Origin of the sequence: Streptomyces sp. Qhu_M48 (assembly GCF_051305195.1) — a bacterium.
Classification (GTDB): domain Bacteria; phylum Actinomycetota; class Actinomycetes; order Streptomycetales; family Streptomycetaceae; genus Streptomyces.
This window is the reverse complement of the sequence record NZ_CP195432.1, coordinates 844,590-865,900: the sequence shown is the minus strand read 5'-3', so window position 1 is coordinate 865,900 and position 21,311 is coordinate 844,590. Positions and strand designations below refer to the sequence as shown.

General features: G+C 70.0%; 24 protein-coding genes and 1 riboswitch. Of the genes, 6 read left to right on the top strand and 18 right to left on the bottom strand.

The window, feature by feature from the left end:
- Window positions 1-35 precede the first annotated feature (35 nt).
- The 4 genes from rdgB to ACRRSS_RS04185 form a co-directional block, all read right to left on the bottom strand.
- Window positions 36-638, bottom strand: coding sequence for an RdgB/HAM1 family non-canonical purine NTP pyrophosphatase (rdgB, locus tag ACRRSS_RS04200; RefSeq protein ID WP_435969861.1), 603 nt, complete (start codon window positions 636-638; stop codon window positions 36-38).
- Between the two features lie 8 nt (window positions 639-646).
- Window positions 647-1,027 carry a hypothetical protein gene (locus ACRRSS_RS04195; protein WP_435969860.1) on the bottom strand — a complete coding sequence of 127 codons (381 nt, stop codon included), beginning with the start codon at window positions 1,025-1,027 and terminating at the stop codon, window positions 647-649.
- A gap of 111 nt (window positions 1,028-1,138) precedes the next feature.
- On the bottom strand, window positions 1,139-1,876 hold the full coding sequence (gene rph, locus ACRRSS_RS04190; protein ID WP_435969859.1) for a ribonuclease PH: 738 nt from the start codon (window positions 1,874-1,876) through the stop codon (window positions 1,139-1,141).
- A 180-nt stretch (window positions 1,877-2,056) separates the two neighbouring features.
- Window positions 2,057-2,290, bottom strand: coding sequence for a PTS glucose/sucrose transporter subunit IIB (locus ACRRSS_RS04185; RefSeq protein WP_351898403.1), 234 nt, complete (start codon window positions 2,288-2,290; stop codon window positions 2,057-2,059).
- Between the two features lie 235 nt (window positions 2,291-2,525).
- On the opposite strand from ACRRSS_RS04185, the gene ACRRSS_RS04180 reads away from it, so the two are divergent.
- Both ACRRSS_RS04180 and ACRRSS_RS04175 read left to right on the top strand, forming a co-directional pair.
- Window positions 2,526-3,824: a PTS transporter subunit EIIC gene (locus ACRRSS_RS04180; RefSeq protein ID WP_435969858.1), complete on the top strand. Its 1,299-nt coding sequence runs from the start codon at window positions 2,526-2,528 to the stop codon at window positions 3,822-3,824.
- Window positions 3,825-4,134: 310 nt separating this feature from the next.
- On the top strand, window positions 4,135-5,400 hold the full coding sequence (locus ACRRSS_RS04175) for a PTS transporter subunit EIIC (protein WP_435969857.1): 1,266 nt from the start codon (window positions 4,135-4,137) through the stop codon (window positions 5,398-5,400).
- 102 nt (window positions 5,401-5,502) lie between these two features.
- On the opposite strand, the gene ACRRSS_RS04170 is transcribed toward ACRRSS_RS04175, so the two are convergent.
- Window positions 5,503-6,255 (bottom strand): MBL fold metallo-hydrolase, encoded by a 753-nt coding sequence (locus ACRRSS_RS04170; protein ID WP_435969856.1) that lies wholly within the window; start codon window positions 6,253-6,255, stop codon window positions 5,503-5,505.
- 204 nt (window positions 6,256-6,459) lie between these two features.
- On the opposite strand from ACRRSS_RS04170, the gene ACRRSS_RS04165 reads away from it, so the two are divergent.
- A complete protein-coding gene (locus ACRRSS_RS04165) occupies window positions 6,460-6,942 on the top strand; it encodes a type II toxin-antitoxin system PemK/MazF family toxin (protein ID WP_435969855.1) in 483 nt (160 codons plus the stop codon).
- A 112-nt stretch (window positions 6,943-7,054) separates the two neighbouring features.
- On the opposite strand, the gene ACRRSS_RS04160 is transcribed toward ACRRSS_RS04165, so the two are convergent.
- The 10 genes from ACRRSS_RS04160 to clpS all read right to left on the bottom strand — a co-directional run bounded on the left by ACRRSS_RS04160 (window position 7,055) and on the right by clpS (window position 14,789).
- Window positions 7,055-8,005 carry a PLP-dependent cysteine synthase family protein gene (locus ACRRSS_RS04160; RefSeq protein ID WP_435969854.1) on the bottom strand — a complete coding sequence of 317 codons (951 nt, stop codon included), beginning with the start codon at window positions 8,003-8,005 and terminating at the stop codon, window positions 7,055-7,057.
- 5 nt (window positions 8,006-8,010) lie between these two features.
- Window positions 8,011-8,289 (bottom strand): MoaD/ThiS family protein, encoded by a 279-nt coding sequence (locus tag ACRRSS_RS04155; RefSeq protein WP_351898418.1) that lies wholly within the window; start codon window positions 8,287-8,289, stop codon window positions 8,011-8,013.
- Between the two features lie 92 nt (window positions 8,290-8,381).
- Complete coding sequence (locus tag ACRRSS_RS04150) at window positions 8,382-8,498, bottom strand: putative leader peptide (protein ID WP_435969853.1); 117 nt, start codon at window positions 8,496-8,498, stop codon at window positions 8,382-8,384.
- Between the two features lie 44 nt (window positions 8,499-8,542).
- Window positions 8,543-9,328 carry an ABC transporter ATP-binding protein gene (locus ACRRSS_RS04145; RefSeq protein ID WP_435969852.1) on the bottom strand — a complete coding sequence of 262 codons (786 nt, stop codon included), beginning with the start codon at window positions 9,326-9,328 and terminating at the stop codon, window positions 8,543-8,545.
- The gene (locus ACRRSS_RS04140) at window positions 9,325-10,482 is read right to left on the bottom strand and encodes a FecCD family ABC transporter permease (protein ID WP_435969851.1); all 1,158 of its coding nucleotides are present in this window, start codon (window positions 10,480-10,482) and stop codon (window positions 9,325-9,327) included. The genes ACRRSS_RS04145 and ACRRSS_RS04140 overlap by 4 nt, the downstream gene beginning before the upstream one ends.
- Complete coding sequence (locus ACRRSS_RS04135; RefSeq protein WP_435969850.1) at window positions 10,479-11,453, bottom strand: ABC transporter substrate-binding protein; 975 nt, start codon at window positions 11,451-11,453, stop codon at window positions 10,479-10,481. The genes ACRRSS_RS04140 and ACRRSS_RS04135 overlap by 4 nt, the downstream gene beginning before the upstream one ends.
- A 59-nt stretch (window positions 11,454-11,512) precedes the next feature.
- Window positions 11,513-11,586, bottom strand: a riboswitch (cobalamin riboswitch).
- A gap of 31 nt (window positions 11,587-11,617) precedes the next feature.
- Window positions 11,618-12,046 (bottom strand): Mov34/MPN/PAD-1 family protein, encoded by a 429-nt coding sequence (locus ACRRSS_RS04130; RefSeq protein ID WP_435969849.1) that lies wholly within the window; start codon window positions 12,044-12,046, stop codon window positions 11,618-11,620.
- A 100-nt stretch (window positions 12,047-12,146) separates the two neighbouring features.
- The gene (locus ACRRSS_RS04125; protein WP_435969848.1) at window positions 12,147-13,574 is read right to left on the bottom strand and encodes an amino acid permease; all 1,428 of its coding nucleotides are present in this window, start codon (window positions 13,572-13,574) and stop codon (window positions 12,147-12,149) included.
- 328 nt (window positions 13,575-13,902) lie between these two features.
- Window positions 13,903-14,484 (bottom strand): DUF2017 domain-containing protein, encoded by a 582-nt coding sequence (locus ACRRSS_RS04120; protein WP_435969847.1) that lies wholly within the window; start codon window positions 14,482-14,484, stop codon window positions 13,903-13,905.
- Window positions 14,484-14,789, bottom strand: a complete 306-nt coding sequence (clpS, locus tag ACRRSS_RS04115; RefSeq protein WP_435969846.1) for an ATP-dependent Clp protease adapter ClpS — start codon at window positions 14,787-14,789, stop codon at window positions 14,484-14,486. The genes ACRRSS_RS04120 and clpS overlap by 1 nt, the downstream gene beginning before the upstream one ends.
- 146 nt (window positions 14,790-14,935) lie before the next feature.
- Between clpS and ACRRSS_RS04110 the strand changes: the two genes are divergently transcribed.
- Both ACRRSS_RS04110 and ACRRSS_RS04105 read left to right on the top strand, forming a co-directional pair.
- On the top strand, window positions 14,936-16,264 hold the full coding sequence (locus tag ACRRSS_RS04110) for a nicotinate phosphoribosyltransferase (RefSeq protein WP_435969845.1): 1,329 nt from the start codon (window positions 14,936-14,938) through the stop codon (window positions 16,262-16,264).
- Between the two features lie 81 nt (window positions 16,265-16,345).
- Window positions 16,346-16,945, top strand: coding sequence for an isochorismatase family protein (locus ACRRSS_RS04105; RefSeq protein ID WP_435969844.1), 600 nt, complete (start codon window positions 16,346-16,348; stop codon window positions 16,943-16,945).
- A 41-nt stretch (window positions 16,946-16,986) separates the two neighbouring features.
- Here ACRRSS_RS04105 and ACRRSS_RS04100 read toward each other — a convergent pair whose 3' ends face one another.
- Window positions 16,987-17,298 (bottom strand): hypothetical protein, encoded by a 312-nt coding sequence (locus ACRRSS_RS04100; RefSeq protein WP_015033879.1) that lies wholly within the window; start codon window positions 17,296-17,298, stop codon window positions 16,987-16,989.
- A gap of 122 nt (window positions 17,299-17,420) precedes the next feature.
- The gene (locus ACRRSS_RS04095; protein WP_435969843.1) at window positions 17,421-19,859 is read right to left on the bottom strand and encodes an immune inhibitor A domain-containing protein; all 2,439 of its coding nucleotides are present in this window, start codon (window positions 19,857-19,859) and stop codon (window positions 17,421-17,423) included.
- A gap of 361 nt (window positions 19,860-20,220) precedes the next feature.
- Here ACRRSS_RS04095 and ACRRSS_RS04090 point away from each other — a divergent pair, with 361 nt between their 5' ends.
- On the top strand, window positions 20,221-20,499 hold the full coding sequence (locus ACRRSS_RS04090) for a hypothetical protein (protein WP_435969842.1): 279 nt from the start codon (window positions 20,221-20,223) through the stop codon (window positions 20,497-20,499).
- Window positions 20,500-20,527: 28 nt separating this feature from the next.
- On the opposite strand, the gene ACRRSS_RS04085 is transcribed toward ACRRSS_RS04090, so the two are convergent.
- Window positions 20,528-21,286 (bottom strand): RDD family protein, encoded by a 759-nt coding sequence (locus ACRRSS_RS04085; protein ID WP_435969841.1) that lies wholly within the window; start codon window positions 21,284-21,286, stop codon window positions 20,528-20,530.
- Window positions 21,287-21,311: the final 25 nt, after the last annotated feature.

Sequence of the window (21,311 nt, the reverse complement as noted above, 5' to 3'; positions counted from 1 at the left end):
AAGGATCGATGTGCAGGCCGTTCGCATGTGGGCCCTCAGCCCAGCAGCTCCCTCACCACCGGTACCAGCGCCCTGAACGCCTTCCCCCGGTGGCTGATCGCGTTCTTCTGCGCCGGGGTCAGTTCCGCGCAGGTGATGTCGTGGCCCTCCGGCTGGAGGATCGGGTCGTAGCCGAAGCCGTTCGTGCCCACCGGGGTGTGGCGGAGCACGCCTGACATCCGGCCCTCGACCACGCGTTCCGTGCCGTCGGGGAGGGCGAGCGCCGCCGCGCACGCGAAGTGGGCGGCCCGGTGTTCGTCGGCGATGTCGGAGAGCTGGGCGAGGAGCAGGTTCAGGTTGGCGCGGTCGTCGCCGTGGGTGCCGGACCAGCGGGCGGAGAAGATGCCGGGGGCGCCGTTCAGGACGTCGACGCAGAGGCCGGAGTCGTCGGCGACGGCCGGCAGGCCGGTGGCCTGGGCCAGGGCGTGGGCTTTGAGGAGGGCGTTCTCGGCGAAGGTGACGCCGGTTTCCTTGACGTCGGGGATCTCCGGGTACGCGTCCGCGCCGACGAGTTCCAGGTCGAGACCTGCGTCGGCGAGGATCGCGTGGAGTTCGGTGATCTTGCCCGCGTTGCGGGTGGCGAGGATCAGACGGGTCATGCCACCGATTATCCCGGGGTGCAGACCTTGCCGATCTCGGCGGCCGCGTCGGTGACGGGCTGGATGTCCGGGGTCGCGTCGCCGTTCTTCACGGACGTGCGGACGGTCTCGACGCCCTTGGTGAGGTCGTCGACGGCCTTGGCGAGGTCGGCGTTGTCGGTGGTGTCCTTGAGGTTGCCGAGCTCGGTGGAGATCGAGTTGAGGGACTCCTCGATCTGCGTGACGTCGTTGGACGCGTTGGAGACGGCGTCCTGGAGCTTGGTGACCGAGGTGGCTATCGCGTCGGCGGTCTTGACGCAGTCCATTGCTTTGTCGAGGGCTCCGCAGCCGCTCAGGACGGTGGTGAGTGCGGCGGCCGTGGCCACGGCGAGTGCGAGACGGCGCTTCAAGGCGGGTCCTCCCCCAGGTGCGTGCAGACGTACGGGCGCACGGATCGTATCCGTGCACCCGATGTCCGTCAGGACGCCGTACGCACTCCGGGGGTTGCGACCCGGCCGGTCTCAGGCGGTGAGGGTGCCTTCGAGGGCCTTGCGCTGGATCTCGGCGAGTTCGGCGCAGCCGCCGGACGCGAGGTCGAGGAGGGCGTTGAGCTCCTTGCGGTCGAAGGGCTCGGCCTCGGCGGTGCCCTGGACCTCGACGAAGCGGCCGTCGCCGGTGCAGACGACGTTCATGTCGGTGTCGGCGCGGACGTCCTCCTCGTAGCGGAGGTCGAGGAGGGGGACGCCGTCGACGATGCCGACGGAGACGGCGGCGACGGTGCCGGTGAGGGGCTTGCGGCCGGCCTTGACGAGCTTCTTGCCCTGGGCCCAGGCGACGGCGTCGGCGAGGGCGACGTACGCGCCGGTGATGGCGGCGGTGCGGGTGCCGCCGTCGGCCTGGAGGACGTCGCAGTCGAGGACGATCGTGTTCTCGCCGAGGGCCTTGTAGTCGATGACGGCGCGCAGGGAGCGGCCGATGAGGCGGGAGATCTCGTGGGTGCGGCCGCCGATCTTGCCTCGGACGGATTCGCGGTCGCCGCGGGTGTTGGTGGCGCGCGGGAGCATCGAGTACTCGCCGGTGACCCAGCCTTCGCCGCTGCCCTTGCGCCAGCGCGGGACGCCTTCGGTGACGGAGGCGGTGCAGAAGACCTTGGTGTCGCCGAAGGAGATGAGGACGGAGCCCTCGGCGTGCTTGCTCCATCCGCGTTCGATGGTGACGGGGCGGAGCTGTTCGGGGGTACGGCCGTCGATACGAGACATGGGACGAGCCTAGCGGGACATGACGAGGGGTCCGTTCCTCCGTGGCCGTCCATGACGAGGGGTCCGGTTCATCCGTGGCCGCCCGTGACGAAGGGCCCGTTCCCCTGCCGGAACGGGCCCTTGTCGATGTGAGGGTGCGGACGGGGTCGGCTGCTCACATCGTGTCTGCGGGTCAGTTGCTCACATCATGTCTTCGATGTCGGCGGCGATCGGGTCGGCGTCGGTGCCGATGACGACCTGGATCGCGGTGCCCATCTTGACGACGCCGTGGGCGCCGGCGGCCTTGAGCGCGGCTTCGTCGACCAGGCTGGGGTCCACGACCTCGGTGCGCAGGCGGGTGATGCAGCCCTCGACCTCTTCGATGTTGTCGATGCCGCCGAGCCCGGCGACGATCTTCTCAGCCTTGCTGGCCATGTGTCTCTCCCTGTCCGTTCCGTTCGCGAGGACGCGAATCTCGGCGCACCTGCGGTCCGCTTTGTCACGGTAACCCACGGTTGGCCCAACTTCGCGAGCGAGTGCCGCCGTTCTGCCGAATGATGACGATCACCGGCGGCCTGTCCTCAGCGGGCTCCCGGAGCCTATCGCAACTGGTCTACACCAGTGTGCAACGAGACGCGGACCCGGCTTGTTCCGGGCAGGGAGGTCGCCGATGAGTACGGACAGCGCCGCGGCGCGGCCGCAGAAGTCCCTGTGGGGCGGTCTCTTCCAGGGGCTGCAGAAGATGGGGCGGAGCCTCCAGCTCCCCATCGCCGTGCTGCCGGCCGCGGGCATCATCAACCGGCTCGGCCAGCCGGACGTCTTCGGCGCGGACGGTCTCGGCTGGGACAACGTCGCCAAGGTGATGGCGGGCGCGGGCGGCGCCCTCCTCGACGGCAACCTCGGCCTGCCGCTGCTGTTCTGCATCGGTGTCGCGATCGGCATGGCGAAGAAGTCGGACGGCTCGACCGCGCTGGCGGCGGTCGTCGGCTTCCTCGTCTACTACACGGTGCTGCGCCAGTTCCCGAAGGACTGCCCCGACGGCGCGAAGGACATCGGCGGCGGCTGCCTCGCCATCGACGAGTCGTTCGCCGGCTACACGTACCAGAACCCTGGTGTCTTCGGCGGCATCGTCATGGGTCTGCTCACGGCGTACCTGTGGCAGCGGTACCACCGGACGAAGCTGGTCGACTGGCTGGGCTTCTTCAACGGCCGCCGTCTCGTCCCGATCATCATGACGTTCGTGGCGATCGCGTTCGCCGCTCTCTGCCTGTGGATCTGGCCGCCGATCGGTGACGCCCTGGAGAGCTTCAGCGACTGGCTGGTCGGGCTCGGCTCCTGGGGTTCGGGCATCTTCGGCCTGGCGAACCGGGCGCTGCTGGTCATCGGCCTGCACCAGTTCCTGAACGTGCCCATCTGGTTCCAGTTCGGCACGTACGAGAAGCCGGACGGTACGACGGTCCACGGCGACATCCCGATGTTCCTGGCGGGCGACCCCAACGCCGGCCAGTTCCTGACGGGCTTCTTCCCGATCATGATGTTCGCGCTGCCGGCGGCGGCGCTCGCGATCACCCACTGCGCGAAGCCGCACCGCCGCAAGGAGGTCGGCGGTCTAATGCTCTCGGTAGCGCTGACCTCGTTCGTCACCGGCATCACGGAGCCCCTTGAGTACTCGTTCCTCTTCATCGCTCCGGTGCTGTTCGCGATCCACGCGGTGCTGACGGGTGTGTCGATGGCGGTGACGTGGGCGTTCGGCGTGAAGGACGGCTTCAGCTTCTCGGCCGGCCTGATCGACTACGTGATCAACTGGAACCTCGCGACGAAGCCGTGGCTGATCATTCCGATCGGCCTCGCCTTCGCGGTCGTGTACTACGCGATCTTCCGGTTCGCGATCACCAAGTTCGACCTCCAGACACCCGGCCGAGAGCCGGACGAGGTGGGGGACGAGATGGAGCGCGAGAACGTCAAGTGAGACGGCGTGACAACGTCAGGTAGCGCCTCGATCACCTTGCGAAAGCCCTGACCGTTTCGGGGCTTTCGCCCACCTTGTAAGGCCCGCCGAAGGCCCCTGGACCTCACCGTCCAGGGGCCTTATGTCGTGCATTTCCAGCTATGGCCGAGCGCACAGAATTCGCAGGTTCCTTATCTAAGTCTCACGTGCTAAAACTGGTCTACACCACTCATTGGTGTAGACCACGCGGTCCAGACCACCGCGTTCCACGAGACGTCGCCGTCCCCCCTTTCCATCCTCTGGCGGCGCCTTGCCTTACTGGAGGAAGTTGATGAGTACGGCCACCGCCCAGGCCGCCGCTCCCGCGAAGAAGCGCGGATCCGGCCTGTTCCAGGGCCTGCAGAAGGTCGGTCGCAGCCTGCAGCTGCCGATCGCCGTACTGCCGGCCGCGGGTATCTTGCTCCGTCTCGGCCAGCCCGACGTCTTCGGTGCCGACGGCCTCGGCTGGGGCAAGGTCGCCACGGTCTTCGCCTCCGCCGGAGACGCGGTCTTCGCCAACATGCCGCTGCTGTTCTGCGTCGGCATCGCGATCGGCTTCGCCAAGAAGGCCGACGGCTCCACCGCCCTCGCCGCCCTCGTCGGCTTCCTCGTCTACTCGAGCGTCCTGAAGGCGTTCCCGGTCACCGACGCCGTCGTCAACACGACCGCCAACAAGGGTGTCGACGTCGCCGCGACGTACAACGACCCCAAGGTCTTCGGCGGCATCATCATGGGTCTGCTCGGCGCCATCGTCTGGCAGCGGTTCCACCGCACCAAGCTGGTGGACTGGCTCGGCTTCTTCAACGGCCGCCGCCTCGTCCCGATCCTCATGGCCTTCGTCGGCACCGTGATGGGTGTTCTCTTCGGTCTCCTCTGGGAGCCCGTCGGCAACGTGATCACCGACTTCGGCAACTGGATGACCAGCCTCGGCGCCATCGGCTCCGGCATCTTCGGCGCCATCAACCGTGGCCTGCTCCCGGTCGGCATGCACCAGTTCGTGAACACCGTCGCCTGGCAGGAGATCGGGACCTTCACCGACTCCACCGGCGCCGTCTGGCACGGCGACCTGCCGCGCTTCTTCCACGGTGACCCGACCGCCGGTCAGTTCATGTCGGGCTTCTTCCCGATCATGATGTTCGCCCTGCCGGCCGTCGCCCTGGCGATCACCCACACCGCTCGCCCCGAGCGGCGCAAGGTCGTCGGCGGCATGATGTTCTCGCTCGCCCTGACCTCGTTCGTCACGGGTATCACCGAGCCCATCGAGTTCGCCTTCATGTTCCTGGCGCCGCTGCTGTACGTGATCCACGCGGTGCTCACCGCCGCCTCGATGGTCATCACCTCGGCCCTCGGCGTGCACCACGGCTTCACCTTCTCCGCCGGCGCGCTGGACTACTTCCTGAACTGGACGTACGCCTCCAAGCCGTGGCTGATCATCCCGATCGGTCTGGTCTTCGCGGCGATCTACTACGTGGTCTTCCGCTTCGCGATCACCAAGTTCAACATCATGACCCCGGGCCGCGAGCCCGAGGAGGAGGTCGAGGACCTCACCAAGGCGTGAGCCTCGCCCCGAAGCACGGGGAAGGCCCCGGAACCGTCCAGGTTCCGGGGCCTTCCCCTTTGTCCGCACGAGGCGCGGACCGACCGCGCGACCGCGCGAGGCTCAGACCTCGTAGACCGCGCCCGGTCTCGCCAGTTCCGACGGGCCCGAGTAGACCGCGCGCGCGTCCGCCAGGTTCAGTTCGCCGTCGGTCCACGGCGGGATGTGGGTGAGGACGAGCCGGCCCACCGAGGAGCGGGCGGCCTCCGCCCCGGCCTCCCGGCCGTTGAGGTGGAGGGCCGGGATGTCCTCCTTGCCGTGGGTGAAGGAGGCCTCGCAGAGGAAGAGGTCGGTGCCCTCGGCGAGCTTGTGCAGCGACTCGCAGACCCCGGTGTCCCCGGAGTACGTGAGCGAACGGCCGCCGTGCTCGATCCGGATGCCGTACGCCTCGACCGGATGGCACACCTTCTCCGTACGGACGGAGAAGGGGCCGATCTCGAAGGACTCCGACTTCAGCGTGCGGAAGTCGAAGACCTCGCCCATCGAGGTGGGGGACGGGGTGTCCGCGTACGCCGTGGTCAGCCGCTGCTCGGCACCCTCCGGCGCGTAGACGGGGATCGCGTCGCAGCGCCCGCCCTCGTGCCGGTAGTAGCGGGCGACGAAGTACCCGCACATGTCGATGCAGTGGTCCGCGTGCAGGTGGCTGAGGAAGATCGCGTCGAGGTCGTACAGACCGATGTGTCGCTGCAGCTCGCCCAGGGCGCCGTTGCCCATGTCGAGGAGCAGCCGGAAGCCGTCGGCCTCGACGAGGTAGCTCGAACAGGCCGAATCCGCGGACGGGAACGACCCGGAGCAGCCGACGACGGTGAGCTTCATGGAGCGTGAACCTCCGTGGACGGATACGGAAAGCGCGCTGAGGAAGGGGGGAGGCTGTGCGGTCTGTCGAGCGTAAGGCGCACCCGGGCCTGTCGCTCCTTCGTGGTGGCCCGTTGTGGGCGAACTCACGGGCTCTGTCACCGGTTCGGATGGATGGCGGGCCGCCTCGGCGGAGTGAGCGGCGCGCCGGTACCGTCTTGAGGTATGGACACGTCGTGGTGGCCCGCGCTGGTCGCGGTCGTGGTGATCGCGCTGGTGGTGGCGCTCGCCGGCGGACGGAGGCGCTCCGCGCGCCGCCCGTCGGGGCGGACCCGGCCGCCGGGGCGGCCGCCGCGTGGGACCGCCGGGCCGCGGAAGGCTGCCGCGCGGCCGGGTCGGGGGCCGCGGGCGGCGGAGATCTGGTGGGCGGACGTGCCCTTCGAGGACGGGCCCGGTTCGAAGGACCGGCCCTGTCTCGTGCTGTCGGTACGGCGGGGCAGCGTGCTCGTCGCCAAGATCACCAGCAGGTATCACGACGAGCGGCCGGGGGTGATCGCGCTGCCGCCGGGGGCGGTGGGCGACGCGCAGGGCCGGCCGAGCTTCCTGGAGACGGACGAGCTGCGCGAGGTGCCGGTGGCCGACTTCCGGCGCAGAGTGGGAGAGGCGGACCCGGTCGTGTGGGACCAGGTCCGCCACTTGGCGCGCTAGCTGGGGGTGTCTCGTCGGTCAGGCCGCGAGCCCGGCCTGACCGACGGGACACGACTTGGCGGGTCGGGCTCGCGGGCGCCGCGGCGGGGCTACGCCCAGAGCTGGCTCGGGGCTACGCCCAGAGCTGGCCCTGGACCGAAGCGATCGCCTCTTCGGTGGTCGCGGCCGTGTAGAGGCCCGTCGACAGGTACTTCCAGCCGCCGTCGGCCACGACGAAGGCGATGTCCGCGCTCTCGCCCGCCTTCAGTGCCTTGTTGCCGACGCCGATGGCCGCGTGCAGCGCCGCGCCCGTCGAGACGCCCGCGAAGATGCCCTCCTGCTGGAGCAGTTCGCGGGTGCGGGTGACCGCGTCGGCGGAGCCGACGGAGAAGCGGGTGGTGAGGACGGAGGCGTCGTACAGCTCCGGTACGAAGCCCTCGTCGAGGTTCCGCAGCCCGTAGACGAGGTCGTCGTAGCGCGGCTCGGCGGCGACGATCTTGACGTCGGGCTTCTGTTCGCGCAGGTAGCGGCCGACGCCCATCAGCGTGCCCGTGGTGCCGAGGCCCGCCACGAAGTGGGTGATGGAGGGCAGGTCGGCGAGGATCTCGGGGCCCGTGGTGGCGTAGTGGGCGCCCGCGTTGTGCGGGTTGCCGTACTGGTAGAGCATCACCCAGGACGGGTTCTCCGCCGCGAGTTCCTTGGCGACGCGTACCGCCGTGTTCGACCCGCCGGCCGCGGGGGACGGGACGATCTCCGCGCCCCACATGGCCAGCAGCTGGCGGCGCTCCTCGCTGGTGTTCTCGGGCATGACGCAGACGATGCGGTAGCCCTTGAGCTTGGCGGCCATGGCGAGGGAGATGCCGGTGTTGCCGCTGGTCGGCTCCAGGATGGTGCAGCCGGGGGTGAGACGGCCGTCCTTCTCCGCCTGCTCGATCATGTGGAGCGCGGGGCGGTCCTTGACCGAGCCGGTCGGGTTGCGGTCCTCCAGCTTCGCCCAGATGCGGACGTCGTCCGAGGGCGAGAGCCGGGGGAGGCGGACGAGCGGCGTGTTGCCGACCGCCGCCAGCGAGGAGTCGTAGCGCATGTGGATCAGACCATGCCACCGGCGACGGCCGGCAGGATCGTGACGCTGTCGCCGTCGGTGAGCTTGGTGTCGATGCCGTCGAGGAAGCGGACGTCCTCGTCGTTCAGGTAGACGTTGACGAAGCGGCGGAGCTTGCCGCCGTCGACGATCCGGGCCTCGATCCCGTTGTGGCGGGACTCCAGGTCGGCGAAGAGCTCGGCGAGGGTGCCGCCGCTGCCCTCGACGGCCTTCTCGCCGTCGGTGTAGGTGCGGAGGATGGTCGGGATGCGGACCTCGATGGCCATGGCGTGGGCTCCTGTCGGAAGTGGCGTGGTGGGCGCGCTGCTGGGGCCCCCGCGCGGAGGGGGGTCGTACGAGGGTGCGCTCGGCCGGTCGCTCAGAGCGCGGCGCGGGTCGTACAGATCGCGCTGGCGAGGCGGCACAGGTCGACGTGCAGGCGCGCCACGAGCAGCACGCCGCTCGGGCTCTCTTCGCTCACGTCGTGGGAAACCATGGGCTCATCGTATCGATTCCCGGTCCGGGTTCCGGAATGTGATCTCACATGGTGGATCGTTCCTGACCGCCTGCCGGACGGTGCTGGTAGAGGACGGTCGGGCTGCCGGTCCTCGGATGCGGGATGACCTCGGTCTCCACACCGTAGACGGCTTCCAGGAGGGCGGGGGTGAGGACCTCGGCGGGGGTGCCGCCGGTGACGAGCCGGCCCCGCTCCAGGACGTAGATCCGGTCGCAGTACGCCCCCGCCAGGTTGAGGTCGTGGAGGGCGAGCAGGTTGGTGGTGCCCAGGGTACGGACGAGGGCGAGGACGTCGAGCTGGTGGCGGATGTCCAGGTGGTTGGTGGGTTCGTCGAGGACGAGGAGGGCCGATTCCTGGACGAGGGCGCGGGCGACGAGGGCGCGTTGGCGTTCGCCGCCGGAGAGGGTGGGGTAGGCGCGGTCGGCGAGTTCGGCGAGGCCGACGCGGGCGAGGGCGCTCTCGGTCCGTTCCCGGTCGGCGCCCGTGTCGCCCTCCCAGAACCGCTTGTGCGGGGAGCGGCCGAGGGTGACCAGTTCGCGGACGGTCAGCTCGAACTCGGTGGCGCTGTCCTGGGGGACGGTGGCGACGCGGCGGGCGCGGGCCTTCGGTCCGATGGCGTGGAGGTCGTCGCCGTCGAGGAGGGCGCGGCCGGCGGTGGGGGCGAGGGTGCCGTAGACGCAGCGCAGGAGGGTGGTCTTGCCGCTGCCGTTGGGGCCGATGAGGCCGACGGTCTCGCCGGGGCGGACGGTGAGGTCGACGGCGCGGAGCCGTTCCTCGTACGAGAGGCCCTCCAGGCGCAGTTCGGTCACAGGGACGCCCCTTCCGGGCGGCGGCGCATCAGCCAGAGGAAGAAGGGGCCGCCGGTGAGGGCGGTGAGGACGCCGACGGGGATGTCCTGGGGCGCGGCGACGGTGCGGGCGGCGAGGTCGGCGAGGACCAGGGCGAGGGCTCCGCCGAGCGCGGCGACGGGGAGGAGCCGGCGGTGCGGGGCGCCGACGGCGAGGCGGGCGGCGTGCGGGGCCATCAGGCCGACGAAGCCGACGGCTCCGCTGGCGGCGACCATGACGGCGGTGACGAGGGAGGCGAGGACGAAGACGGCGGCGCGGAAGCGGGGGGTGTCCAGGCCGAGGACGGTGGCGCTCTCCTCGCCGACGAGGAGGAGGTCGAGGGGGCGGGCGAGGGTGAGGAGGACGCCGACGCCGAGCGCGAGGACCGCGGCGGGCAGGACGAGGGTGTCCCAGCGGGCGCTGCCGAGGCCGCCGAGGGTCCAGTACAGCGCTTCCTGGAAGTGTTCGGGCCGTCCGGCGACGACCAGGAGGAGGGTGGCGAGGGCGGAGAGGATGTACGAGACGGCGACTCCGGCGAGGACGAGCCGGGTGCCCGTCATGGTGCCGCCGCGCCGCGCGAGCCCGTAGACGAGGACGAGGGAGACGAGGGCTCCGGCGAAGGCTCCGGCGGGCAGGGCGAGGGTGGTGGTGATCCCTCCGCCGATGCCGATGACGAGCACGAGGACGGCTCCGGCGGAGGCGCCGGAGGAGACCCCGAGGAGGAAGGGGTCGGCGAGCCGGTTGCGGACGAGGGCCTGGAGGACGGCGCCGACGACGGCGAGTCCGGCGCCGACGACCGCGCCGAGCAGGACCCGGGGCAGCCGGACGTCGAGGACGATCGTGCGGTACGGGGAGGGCCCGGCCCGCCCGGTGAGCGCGTCGAGGACCTGGCCGGGCGGGATGCGGACGGAGCCGAGGGCGAGGGAGACGAGCGAGGTGAGGGCGAGGGCGACGAGCAGCCCGATGACGACGACCGGGTACGGCAGCCGCCCGACGGCCGTCCGCCGGGCCTCGGCGGCGGGCCGGCCGGCGGGCCCCGGGTCCTTGCCCGCCCCGGGGTGGGGCTTCGCGCCCGTCGGGGCGGGGGGTGTGGCCGGGGTGTCCCGCCCGTCGGTCTCGCGCGTCCCCGTGGTCATCGGGTGGTGGGGTGGAGCTGGGCCGCCAGCTTGTCGAGGGCGGCGGGGACGCGGACGCCGAGGACCGTGTCGGAGAGCGGCATGACCGCGAACCGGCGGTTCCTGATCGCGGGGACGTCCTTGAGGGCGGGGTCGTCGAGGAGCCGCTTCTTCTTCTGCTCGACGGTGGTGGAGCCGTAGTCGTAGATGACGACGACCTCGGGCTTGCGGGCGACGACCTGTTCCCAGGTCGCGTCGCCGAAGGCCTTGCCGAGGTCGGCGAAGACGTTGCGGCCGCCGGCGCGGGTGATGAGGTCGTTGCCGATGCCCTTGCCGCCGGCGGTGAACGCGGTCTTGTCGCCGCTGTCGTACACGAAGACGGAGACGGGCTGCACGCCCTTGAGGCGCTTCTCCTGGGCGGCGACGGTGGCGCGGGCCTCGCGGATCCAGGTCTCGGCCCGGTCGGGGACGCCGAAGGTCCGGCCGATCTCGCGGACCTCGCGGTAGAGGTCGTCGACGGAGGGGGAACCGGAGGGGCAGTACTCGGTGTTGAGGCGGGTGGCCATGCCGGCGCGCTTCAGGTCGTCGCGGCTCCGCCCGTCCTTGGCGTCGAAGGCGGAGCCGTAACCGCCGTACACGAAGTCGGGGTTCGCGGCGAGGAGGGCCTCCTTGGAGGGGTACTCCTCGGCGAGGACGGGGACCGTGTCGTACGCCTTCTTGTACGCGGGGAGGATCGCGTCGTCCAGGTAGGCCGTGCCGACGAGCGACTTCTCCAGGCCGAGGGCGAGCATGATCTCGGTGACGTGCTGGTTCATGGTGACCGCGCGCTTCGGCGGGGCCTGGTAGGTCGTCTTCGCACCGCAGTTGGTGACGGTGTACGGGAATCCGGGCGGGGCCTTCGCCGCGGGCGTCTGCTCCGCGGGGGCCGAGCAGCCGGCGAGCAGGGGGACGAGGGCGGCGGCGGGCAGCAGGATACGGCGGTGCCAGGTCATGGCGGAGTGCCTCCTCCGGGGATTTCCACGTCCCCAGTCGGTGGTGGGAGGCGGCAGGCCAGTTCCTGGCTCCCGGCGCCCGGAGGCGCCGGTCACAGTGGCGGGACCGTGCCGGATTCTCACCGGCTTCCTGGGTCCTGCCGCCCGGGTTCCGGGTCAGTCTCTCAGGCGTCGTACGCCTCGACGACCTTGACCTCCTCCTCGGTGACGACGCCGTCGACGATCGAGTAGGAGCGGAACTGGAAGGGTCCCGCGGCGTCGCTGTCGGCGGTGGAGACGAGGACGTAGTGGGCGTGGGGCTCGTTGGCGTACGTGATGTCCGTGCGGGACGGGTAGGCCTCGGTCGCGGTGTGCGAGTGGTAGACGATGACGGGCTCCTCGTCCCGGTCGTCCATGTCGCGGTAGAGCTTGAGCAGGTCCGCGGAGTCGAACTCGTAGAACGTGGGCGAGCGGGCCGCGTTGAGCATCGGGATGAAGCGCTCGGGGCGCCCGGTGCCGGCCGGGCCCGCGACCACGCCGCAGGCCTCGTCGGGGTGGTCCGCGCGGGCGTGGTCCACGATCTGGTCGTACAGGGCCCGGGTGATGGTCAGCATGGCGACAGGATAAGCGTGCGGGCCGTTCCGTACCGAGGAGTGGTACGGAACGGCCCGCATGCCGAGACGGTCGAGGTGGCGGCCTCTTGGGGAAGGCCTGTTACGACCGCTTGGCGAAGGCCGCACCCTCGGGGTTGCGGGCCTTGAGGACCAGGTAGGAGACGCCCAGGATCAGGCCCCAGACCGGGGCGCAGTACAGGGAGACCCGGGCGCCCTCGTCGATGCCCATCATCACGATGACCATGCCGATGAAGAGGAGCGCGAACCAGCTGGTGTACGGGGCTCCCGGGGCCTTGAAGGTGGACTCGGGGAGCTCGCCGCGGTTCGCCTTGGCGCGGTAGCGGATCTGGCAGACCAGGATCATGATCCAGGCCCACATGCCGGAGATGGTGGCGAAGGAGACGACGTACTCGAAGGCCTTGCCGGGGGCGACGTAGTTGATCCAGACGCCGACGAGCATCAGCGAGGCCGAGAAGGTCAGGCCGAGCAGCGGGGTGCCGTTCCTGGTGAGCTTCGTGAAGACCTTCGGGCCCTGGCCGTTGATCGCGAGGTCGCGCAGCATGCGGCCGGTGGAGTACATGCCCGAGTTGCAGGAGGAGAGGGCCGCGGTCAGCACGACGAAGTTGACGATGGCGGCTCCGACGCCGAGGCCCATCTTCTCGAAGGCGGCGACGAACGGGGAGACGCCCGGCTGGAACTCGGTCCACGGGACGACCGACAGGATCATGATCAGCGCGCCGACGTAGAAGACGGCGATGCGCCACGGCACGGTGTTGATGGCCTTGGGCAGGACGGTCTTCGGGTCCTTGGACTCGCCCGCGGTGACGCCGACGAGCTCGACGGCGAGGAAGGCGAACATGACGATCTGCAGGGTCATCAGCGTGTTGCCGATGCCGGTGGGGAAGAAGCCGCCCTGGTCCCACAGGTGGGTCACGGAGGCGGTGTCGCCGGCGTCGGAGAAGCCGATGGTGAGGATGCCGGCGCAGATGAGGATCATGCCGATGATCGCGGTGACCTTGACCATGGAGAACCAGAACTCCAGCTCACCGAAGAGCTTCACGGAGATCAGGTTGGCGCCGTAGAGGATGACCGTGAAGACCAGTGCGGAGATCCACTGCGGGATGTCCCACCAGTAGGTCATGTACGTGGCCGCGGCGGTGACCTCGGTGATGCCGGTAACGACCCAGAAGAGCCAGTACGTCCAGCCGGTCACGAAGCCCCAGAACGGGCCGACGAACTCGCGTGCGTACTCCGCGAAGGAGCCGGACACGGGGCGGTACATGAGCAGCTCGCCCAGGGCCCGCATGATGAAGAAGATGACCAGGCCCGCGATGGCGTACGCGAGGATCAGGCTGGGTCCCGCCTTGGCGATGGCCTTGCCGGCGCCGAGGAAGAGGCCGGTGCCGATGGCACCGCCGATCGCGATCATCTGGATCTGCCGGGCGCCGAGGCCACGCTGGTAGCCCTCGCCGCCGTCCACGGCCCCGTCGGTGCCGTCGTGCTGCTTGTCGACCTGCACAGAGGTCATGGTGGTGCGCCTTTCTCCATGCTGGTCCGCGCGACCGCGAGTGCGTCTGCCGCGGATCAGATCCTGATCCCCCCGGATGTGGATGGAGTGCCACCGGCGGTCAGCCGGCCGAAGCGCCCTCGGGAACAGGGGTGGCGTCCCCGAGCGGTCGTGAAGATTTATCACGCGGTGGGACGCGATCGAGGGAGTCGGCTGTGGCGCACGCCACACGAAACGCCAGGCGAAAAGGATTCAACACGGCAAAGCGGACGCTCCGATAACGCATTCGTTATCCGGATTTGAGCGTCCGCTGAGCGAACACCTCGCCACGGAGGGGTGGCGCGGGCCGCTACGACATCAGGGTCTCGACGAGGGACTCCTGGAGCGCCCCCAGCCAGAGGTACGCCATGACCATCGGCTTGCGCGGGTCGGAGTCCGGCAGCCGGTACAGCTGCTCGCTCTCCTCGTCGGTGACCTCAAGGCGGGTCCCGATGGTCAGCCGGAGGTCGTTGAGCGCGCCGAGCCAGGCGCGGGACTCGTCCGGGGTCAGCTTCAGGACGGCGCCGCCCTCGTCCGTCGCGTCGGCGGAGAGTCCGTCCAGGACGCGGATGACGACGAGGGCGTCCTCCCGCTTGCGGGTCCGGAGGTCGTTCTCGGTGTAGCGGCGGAAGTCGGAGGCGGCCGCCCGCAGCTCCTCGCTGTCGTCCCCGTACGCGTCGGGGAAGAGGCGCTTGAGCGCGGGGTCCGACGGCGGCTTGCTCGGGCCCTCGGCGAAGAGCGCGGCCAGCGGGTCCGCGTCCGCGGCGGGCTCGTCGCCCGGTCCGATCAGCTCCATGAGCTGGACGGCGAGGGAGCGGAGGATGGAGATCTCGACGTCGTCGAGGGAGACGGCCGCGCCGCCGCCGGGCAGGGTCTCGAAGCGGCCGGCCATCAGCCGCGGTCCTGGGTGAGGGTCGCCCACAGGCCGTAGCCGTGCATGGCCTGCACGTCGCGTTCCATCTCCTCGCGGGTGCCGCTGGAGACGACCGCGCGGCCCTTGTGGTGCACGTCGAGCATCAGCTTGTGCGCCTTGTCCTTGGAATAGCCGAAGTACGCCTGGAAGACGTAGGTCACGTAGCTCATCAGGTTGACCGGATCGTTGTGCACGAGGGTCACCCACGGCACGTCCGGTTCGACGGCGGCCGATACCTTCTCGGCCGATTCCGTACGTTCGATCTCAATAGGCGCGACGCTCACTCACCCCATGCTGCCACCCCGAGGGGTCCGTCGCACAAACGGGTCACCTGTGCGCGGGCGGGCGGGCCACCCGCTCAGCCCACGATCCGTCACCCGCCCGGCCCCCTATTCGTCACTCTGACGATTTCTGCGCTAGCATCGCTGACATGAACGCTGCGGACCTTGGGCTGCCGGTGGACGTGCCGTCGACCGCGCTCTTCACCGACCAGTACGAGCTGACCATGCTCCAGGCGGCCCTCCGGGCCGGCACCGCCGACCGGCGCTCCGTCTTCGAGGTCTTCACCCGGCGGCTGCCCGAGGGCAGGCGCTACGGCGTCCTCGCCGGAGTCGGCCGGGTCCTGGACGCCGTCGAGAACTTCCGCTTCGACCCGGCCGTCCTGGCCTTCCTGCGCGAACGCGGCATCGTCGACGAGCCGACCCTGGAATGGCTGGCCCGCTACCGCTTCTCCGGCGACATCTGGGGCTACCCCGAGGGCGAGGTGTACTTCCCCGGCTCGCCCGTCCTGCGTGTCGAGGGCTCCTTCGCCGAGTGCGTGCTCCTGGAGACGGTGATCCTCTCCATCCTCAACCACGACTCGGCGATCGCCGCCGCCGCCTCCCGCATGTCGGCCGTGGCCGGCGGGCGCCGACTGATCGAGATGGGCGCCCGGCGCACCCACGAGCTGGCGGCCGTCGCCGCCTCCCGCGCCGCCTACGTCGGCGGCTTCGACTCCACCTCCGACCTGGCGGCCGGCTTCCGCTACGGCATCCCGACCGTCGGCACCTCCGCCCACGCCTTCACCCTCCTCCACGACAGCGAGCGGGACGCCTTCCGGGCCCAGGTCGAGACCCTCGGGCGGGGAACGACCCTGCTGGTCGACACCTATGACGTGGCCGAGGCCGTCCGTACGGCCGTGGAGATCGCGGGACCCGAGCTCGGAGCGGTCCGGATCGACTCCGGCGACCTGCTGCTCGTCGCGCACCGGGTGCGGGCACAGCTCGACGAGCTGGGCGCGCGGGACACCAGGATCGTCGTCACCTCCGACCTCGACGAGTACGCCATCGCCTCCCTGGCGGCGGCCCCGGTCGACGCCTACGGGGTGGGCACCCAGCTGGTCACCGGCAGCGGGCACCCGACCTGCTCCATGGTCTACAAGCTGGTGGCGCGGGCGGCCTCGGCCGACCTCAGGGCGCCGCTGGTGCCGGTCGCCAAGAAGTCCCTCGGCGGCAAGGCCTCGGTCGGTGGCCGCAAGTGGGCGGCGCGCAGGCCCGACGCGGACGGGGTGGCCGAGGCGGAGGTCGTGGGCACCGGCCCGGTGCCGCCGGAGCTCGCCGACCACCAGCTCCTGGTCGAGCTGGTCAAGGGCGGTGACGTGGTGGCCAGGGAGCCGCTGGAGGCCGCCAGGTCCCGGCACATCGCGGCCCGCTCCGGACTGCCGATGTCGGCGATCCAGCTCTCCCGGGGCGAGCCGGTGCTGCCGACGGAGTACCTGTAGGTCCTCCGGCCCCCTCCCACCGGGAGAGGGAAGTCTCTAGGCTCGAACCCGCCCCTCCCCGACGCGCTAAGGACACCCGCCATGCACCGCGCATTGATCGTTGTGGACGTTCAGAACGACTTCTGCGAGGGCGGCAGCCTCGCGGTGACCGGCGGCGCGGACGTCGCCGCCGCCATCACCGACCTGGTCGGCCAGACGGCGGGCACCTCCTACCGGCACGTGGTCGCCACCCGCGACCACCACGTCGACCCGGGCGCGCACTTCGCCCCGGAGGGCGAGGAGCCGGACTACCTCACCTCGTGGCCGGTGCACTGCGTGGCGGGTACCGAGGGGGTCGGCTTCCACCCGAACTTCGCGCCGGCCGTCGCCAGCGGGGCGATCGACGCCGTCTTCGACAAGGGCGCGTACTCGGCGGCGTACAGCGGGTTCGAGGGGCACGACGAGAACGGGCGGACGCTCGCGGAGTGGCTGCGCGAGCGGGATGTCACCGAGGTCGACGTGGTGGGCATCGCCACCGACCACTGTGTCCGGGCGACGGCCCTGGACTCGGCCCGCGAGGGTTTCCGGACCCATGTGCTGCTCGATCTGACGGCCGGCGTCGCGAGGGCGTCGACGGACCGGGCCCTGGAGGAGCTGCGGGCGGCGGGCGTGGAGCTGACCGGCAGGCCGGTCGTGGCCTGAGCGGTCCCGTGGCCCTGGCCGGTCCCGTACGGAGGTACGGATCAGGCGGCGGGTTCCCTGGGGAGGGACCGTACGGGGTGCCAGAGCTCCTGCGCGGCGCCCGGGGTGGATCTCCACAGCAGGCCGTCCGGGTGGTGCAGGACGGCGGTGATCTCGTCCGGGGTGGGCGGCTCGCTGTTGCCTCGGAGGTAGACCGCCCGGAGACCGAGGTTCCGCAGCCTGGTCAGGGCGCGGGCACGGTTGGCGGCGTGGACCAGGAAGCGGACGGTGGCGCCGTCGCGGGCCGGGCTCGGCAGCCCTATCGCGACGACCACACTGCCTCCCGGCAACTTGCAGAACCCTCCGTTGGGCATGCGGAACCACTCCCCCGTGGATCGAATGTCAATAGGAAAAGCGTCAGACGCACCTAAACACGATCGGCCGTCGCCCGCTAGAGGGCGACGGCCGATCATGCTTTGACCTGCGGTTTTACTGATTACTTCTGGGACGGACCCACGCGGACCGTGATCGTCTCGCCGCTCTTCGGCTCCTTGACGACCTCGATCTTGGTGTTGGTGTCAGTTACCTGGACACCGGCGCGAGCGGTCTCCTGGAACCAGTAGGTGCCCTTGCGGTCGTCGAAGACCGGGTTGCCCTTCTGGGAGTTCACCCACGTCGCGACGTCCGCCTTGTGGAGCTGGAGGGCGTCGGTGCGGTAGGTGCCGAAGGTGGAGTCGTACGCCTGGACGCGGTTGCGCATCAGGGTGCCGTCCTTCCACTTCAGCGGGGTCGGGTGGGCGTCGACCGGAAGGATCAGACCCTGGCCCGGGTGGACCGCGGTGTTGTTGTCCTTCTGGGAGAGGTCCCACTTCCAGATGAGCAGGCCGTTCTGGTACGGGTAGTGCTCGACCCAGCTCGACTTGTCACCGGTGAACCCGAAGTTGTACGGGCCGACCTTGAGGGTGGCGTCGTACGAGACGTACTGGCGGTTCTCCGCGATGTAGTACTGCTCGTACTCCTTCGTGAAGCCCTTGCCGACCCGCGAGAAGCCCTTGGCGACCCAGCCGTTGTCACCGTTCTCGGCGCCGTCGGAGAAGACGGGGGCGCCGTCGGCGGTCACGGTGATGGCGTCGGCGGTGAAGCCCTTGCCGCCCGCGCCGCCGTCCGTCTGGTAGCGGAAGCGGAGGTCGAACTTCTTGCCCGCGTAGGCGTCGAGGCCGTAGACGAGCTTCTTGTGCGTGCCGGAGACGTCGGTCAGCGCCGGGGCGCCGCTCGCGTCGCGCGGGATGGCCTTGCCGTCGGCGGTGCCGTCGAGGGCCGTCCAGTTGGCGCCGCCGTCGGTCGAGACCTCGGCGTACAGGTAGTCGTAGTCGAGCTCGATGTCGTACCAGCCCTGGAGCTCCAGGGAGGCGGACGTCCTGCCCGTCAGGTCGACGGAGCGGGTCAGGGTGTTCTTGAGGTCGTCACCCATGTTGCTCCACCACTGCGTGGCACCCTCGGCGGGGGCGACGACATCGGTGGTGACCGGCTTCTTCGGCAGCTCGACGATCAGCGCCTGCGGGTTCTTGGTGTTGTACTCCGCCACGCCCAGCTTGTGGGTGGAGTTCCACTTGCGGCCCTCGTCGGCGACCTTGGTGTAGTTCAGCCAGCCGAGCTGCAGCTTGTCCCAGGCGTTCATGTCGCCGGGCAGGTCGCCGATGGCGTCCTTGCCGCGGCCGAGCCAGGAACCGGAGGACATGAGCGACCAGAAGCCGGTCGAGTTCTCGGCGCCCGGGCGACCGGAGGTGTCGTACAGGTCCGGCAGACCGAGGTCGTGGCCGTACTCGTGCGCGAAGACGCCGAGGCCGCCGTTCTCCGGCTGCATCGTGTAGTCGCCGACCCAGATGCCCGAGTCACCGATCTGCGTACCGCCGGCCTTGTTGTTCGCCGGGCCGGTCTTGCCCGCGTTGGTGCCGTACGCGTACCAGCGGTGGGCCCACAGGGCGTCGCCGCCCTGGGCGCCGCCGCCCGCCGACTCGTCCTCGCCCGCGTGGACGATCTGGAAGTGGTCGATGTAGCCGTCGGCCTCGTTGAAGTTGCCGTCGCCGTCGAAGTCGTAACGGTCCCAGAGGTCGTACTGGGCCATGTCGGCCTTGATCTGGGCGTCGGTGCGACCCTTGGCCTTCTGGTCGGCCACGAAGGCGGTGACGCCGTCGCGGACCGCGTCCCAGACGTTGGAGCAGTTGCTGTTGCCGCAGTAGTTCGAGCCGTAACGGGCCTCGTTGTACTCGACCTTGACCCAGTCGGAGACGTTGCCGTCGACCGAGTAACGGCCGGACGAGGTCTTCTCGTAGTAGGTCTTCAGCGACTGCTTGGCCTGCCCCTTGGCGTCCTTGCCGGTGCCGAAGTACAGGTCCTGGAAGTGCTGCCGGTTGTAGTCGGCCTTCCAGTCCGTGGAGTTGTCGTTCTTGCGGTCCGGCTTGGCTATCTGGTTGTGCAGCGGACCGGGCGTGCCGCCGAACTTCGGCTTCGGCTCGGTCGTGTCGTCGTCGGCGCGGTCGACCAGGGTGGTGTTGTCCACCTTGTCGCCGAACTCGACGAGGATCGTGAAGATCTTGTCGGTCTTCTCGCGGCCCAGCTCGACGTACTTCTTGCTGTCGAGCTTGACGACCTGCGAGCCGCCACGGCGCTCGACCTTCGACTCGCCGCTCAGGACCTGCTCCAGGGCAGCCTTGCGCTGCTGCTCCTGCTGCCGGCTGAAGGGGCCTTCGAGATCGTGGTCGACCGCCGCCTTGTCGACGCCGGCGCCGGGCGCCGGGTCGTGACGAACGTCGGCCGGCGTCACGCTGCCGTGATTGTCGGCCCAAGCGGTGGTGAAGGTCGAGGCGGTGGCGGCGGTAGCCGCGAGCGCCACGACGACTGCGGACGTTCTGATCGCCCGTCGTCTGTTGGTCACTTGAAATGTCCTCCCCGGCGCCCGCGCTCTTCGGACCGAAGGTGGGGTGTCCGTCCGGCGGGGTCGCGCGTCACAAGTGACGACATTCGACCGGAGGGAGACAAGAAAAGACAGATCTTGACTTGCACAGACCAACTGCACTATGTGGGAGCCGGATTTCGATATCCGGACACTCTTCCCTCCCTCCCCGGCCGCCCCGGAGACCCCAACAGGCGCATGGACGGGCGCACTTGCCCGTCCGGGTGACTCCGTGCGCCCCCTGTGCACCCGGCACCGTGGGTTACGTCACGCTTACACGCGATCCGCTCGGGCATCCACTGTCATAGAGTCGAACCGTTGTCCTGAGAGGGCGGTACCTGTCATGCAGCGTCCGAACGCCGCACAGCTCGCCTACGGTTCGGCCACCGTCGTCCTCGCGACCGTCGCCCTGCTGCTGCTCTCGCGCACCACGACGACGCTGGGCATCACGGTGATCAGCCTCGTGGGCCTGCTGCTCGGACTGCTCGTGGCGGTGACGATGCCGGTGCGGACGGCCGCCGTCAAGACTCCGGAGCCCACCCCGCCCCCTTCCGGGAACGAAGAGATCCGGGTAGCGACCTCGCGCGTGGGCGCGGGGGCCGATACCCGGACCGGTTCGTGACGCTTCGTCCGCTCTGGGGCGGATGCGGTCACCGCGGGACGGAGACCACGACCGTCTTCGCCGCCTTGTCGTGCAGACCCTGCTTGTAGGGCTTGTCGACCAGGATCAGGATCAGCAGGAGCAGCGGCCACAGGCAGGCGCAGCAGATCAGCGCGGGCAGCCACAGGACGATCGCGCGCAGCAGTGACTGGCTCATCGGAGGCGTCGAGCCGTCGTTGAGCATCGCGACCCGCAGCTTCATCCACTTCTTGCCGAGGGTCTGGCCGTTCTTGGCCACCATCACCGTGTCGTAGGCGACGTACGCGACGATCGTGATCAGCTGGAAGATCAGCTGGCTGCCGCCGTTGAGGCTGTTGACCGTGTCGCCGAAGTCGCTGCCGTCCTCGGTCGCCCGCGAGTAGATGTCGAACGGGATGCCGATGATCGCCAGCGGGATCGCGACGATCAGCCAGTCGATGATCCGGGCGATGATCCGCTTGCCGGACTCGGCGAGCGGCGGCATCCCGGAGAGCGGATCGGTCCCGCCGTACCCGCTGCCGTAGCCGCTCCCGTACGGAGGAGGGGGCGGCGGCGGCATGCCGCCGTCGCCGTACGGGGAGCCGCCCGAGGGGCCGTACGGGCTGCCGGGCGGCGGCCCTCCCGGCGGCTGACCTCCCGGCGGCGGCCCGGGCGGCGGCGGGTCGGACGGCGGCGGCTGTCCGCCGGAGGGCGGCGGGGGCTCCTGGGGCCTCTTGAGGAACGGGTCCTCCTCGGGCGGCTGGCCGGACGGCGGCTGATCGGTGCTCATGGGGGCAGTGCATCCCGGGCCCGGC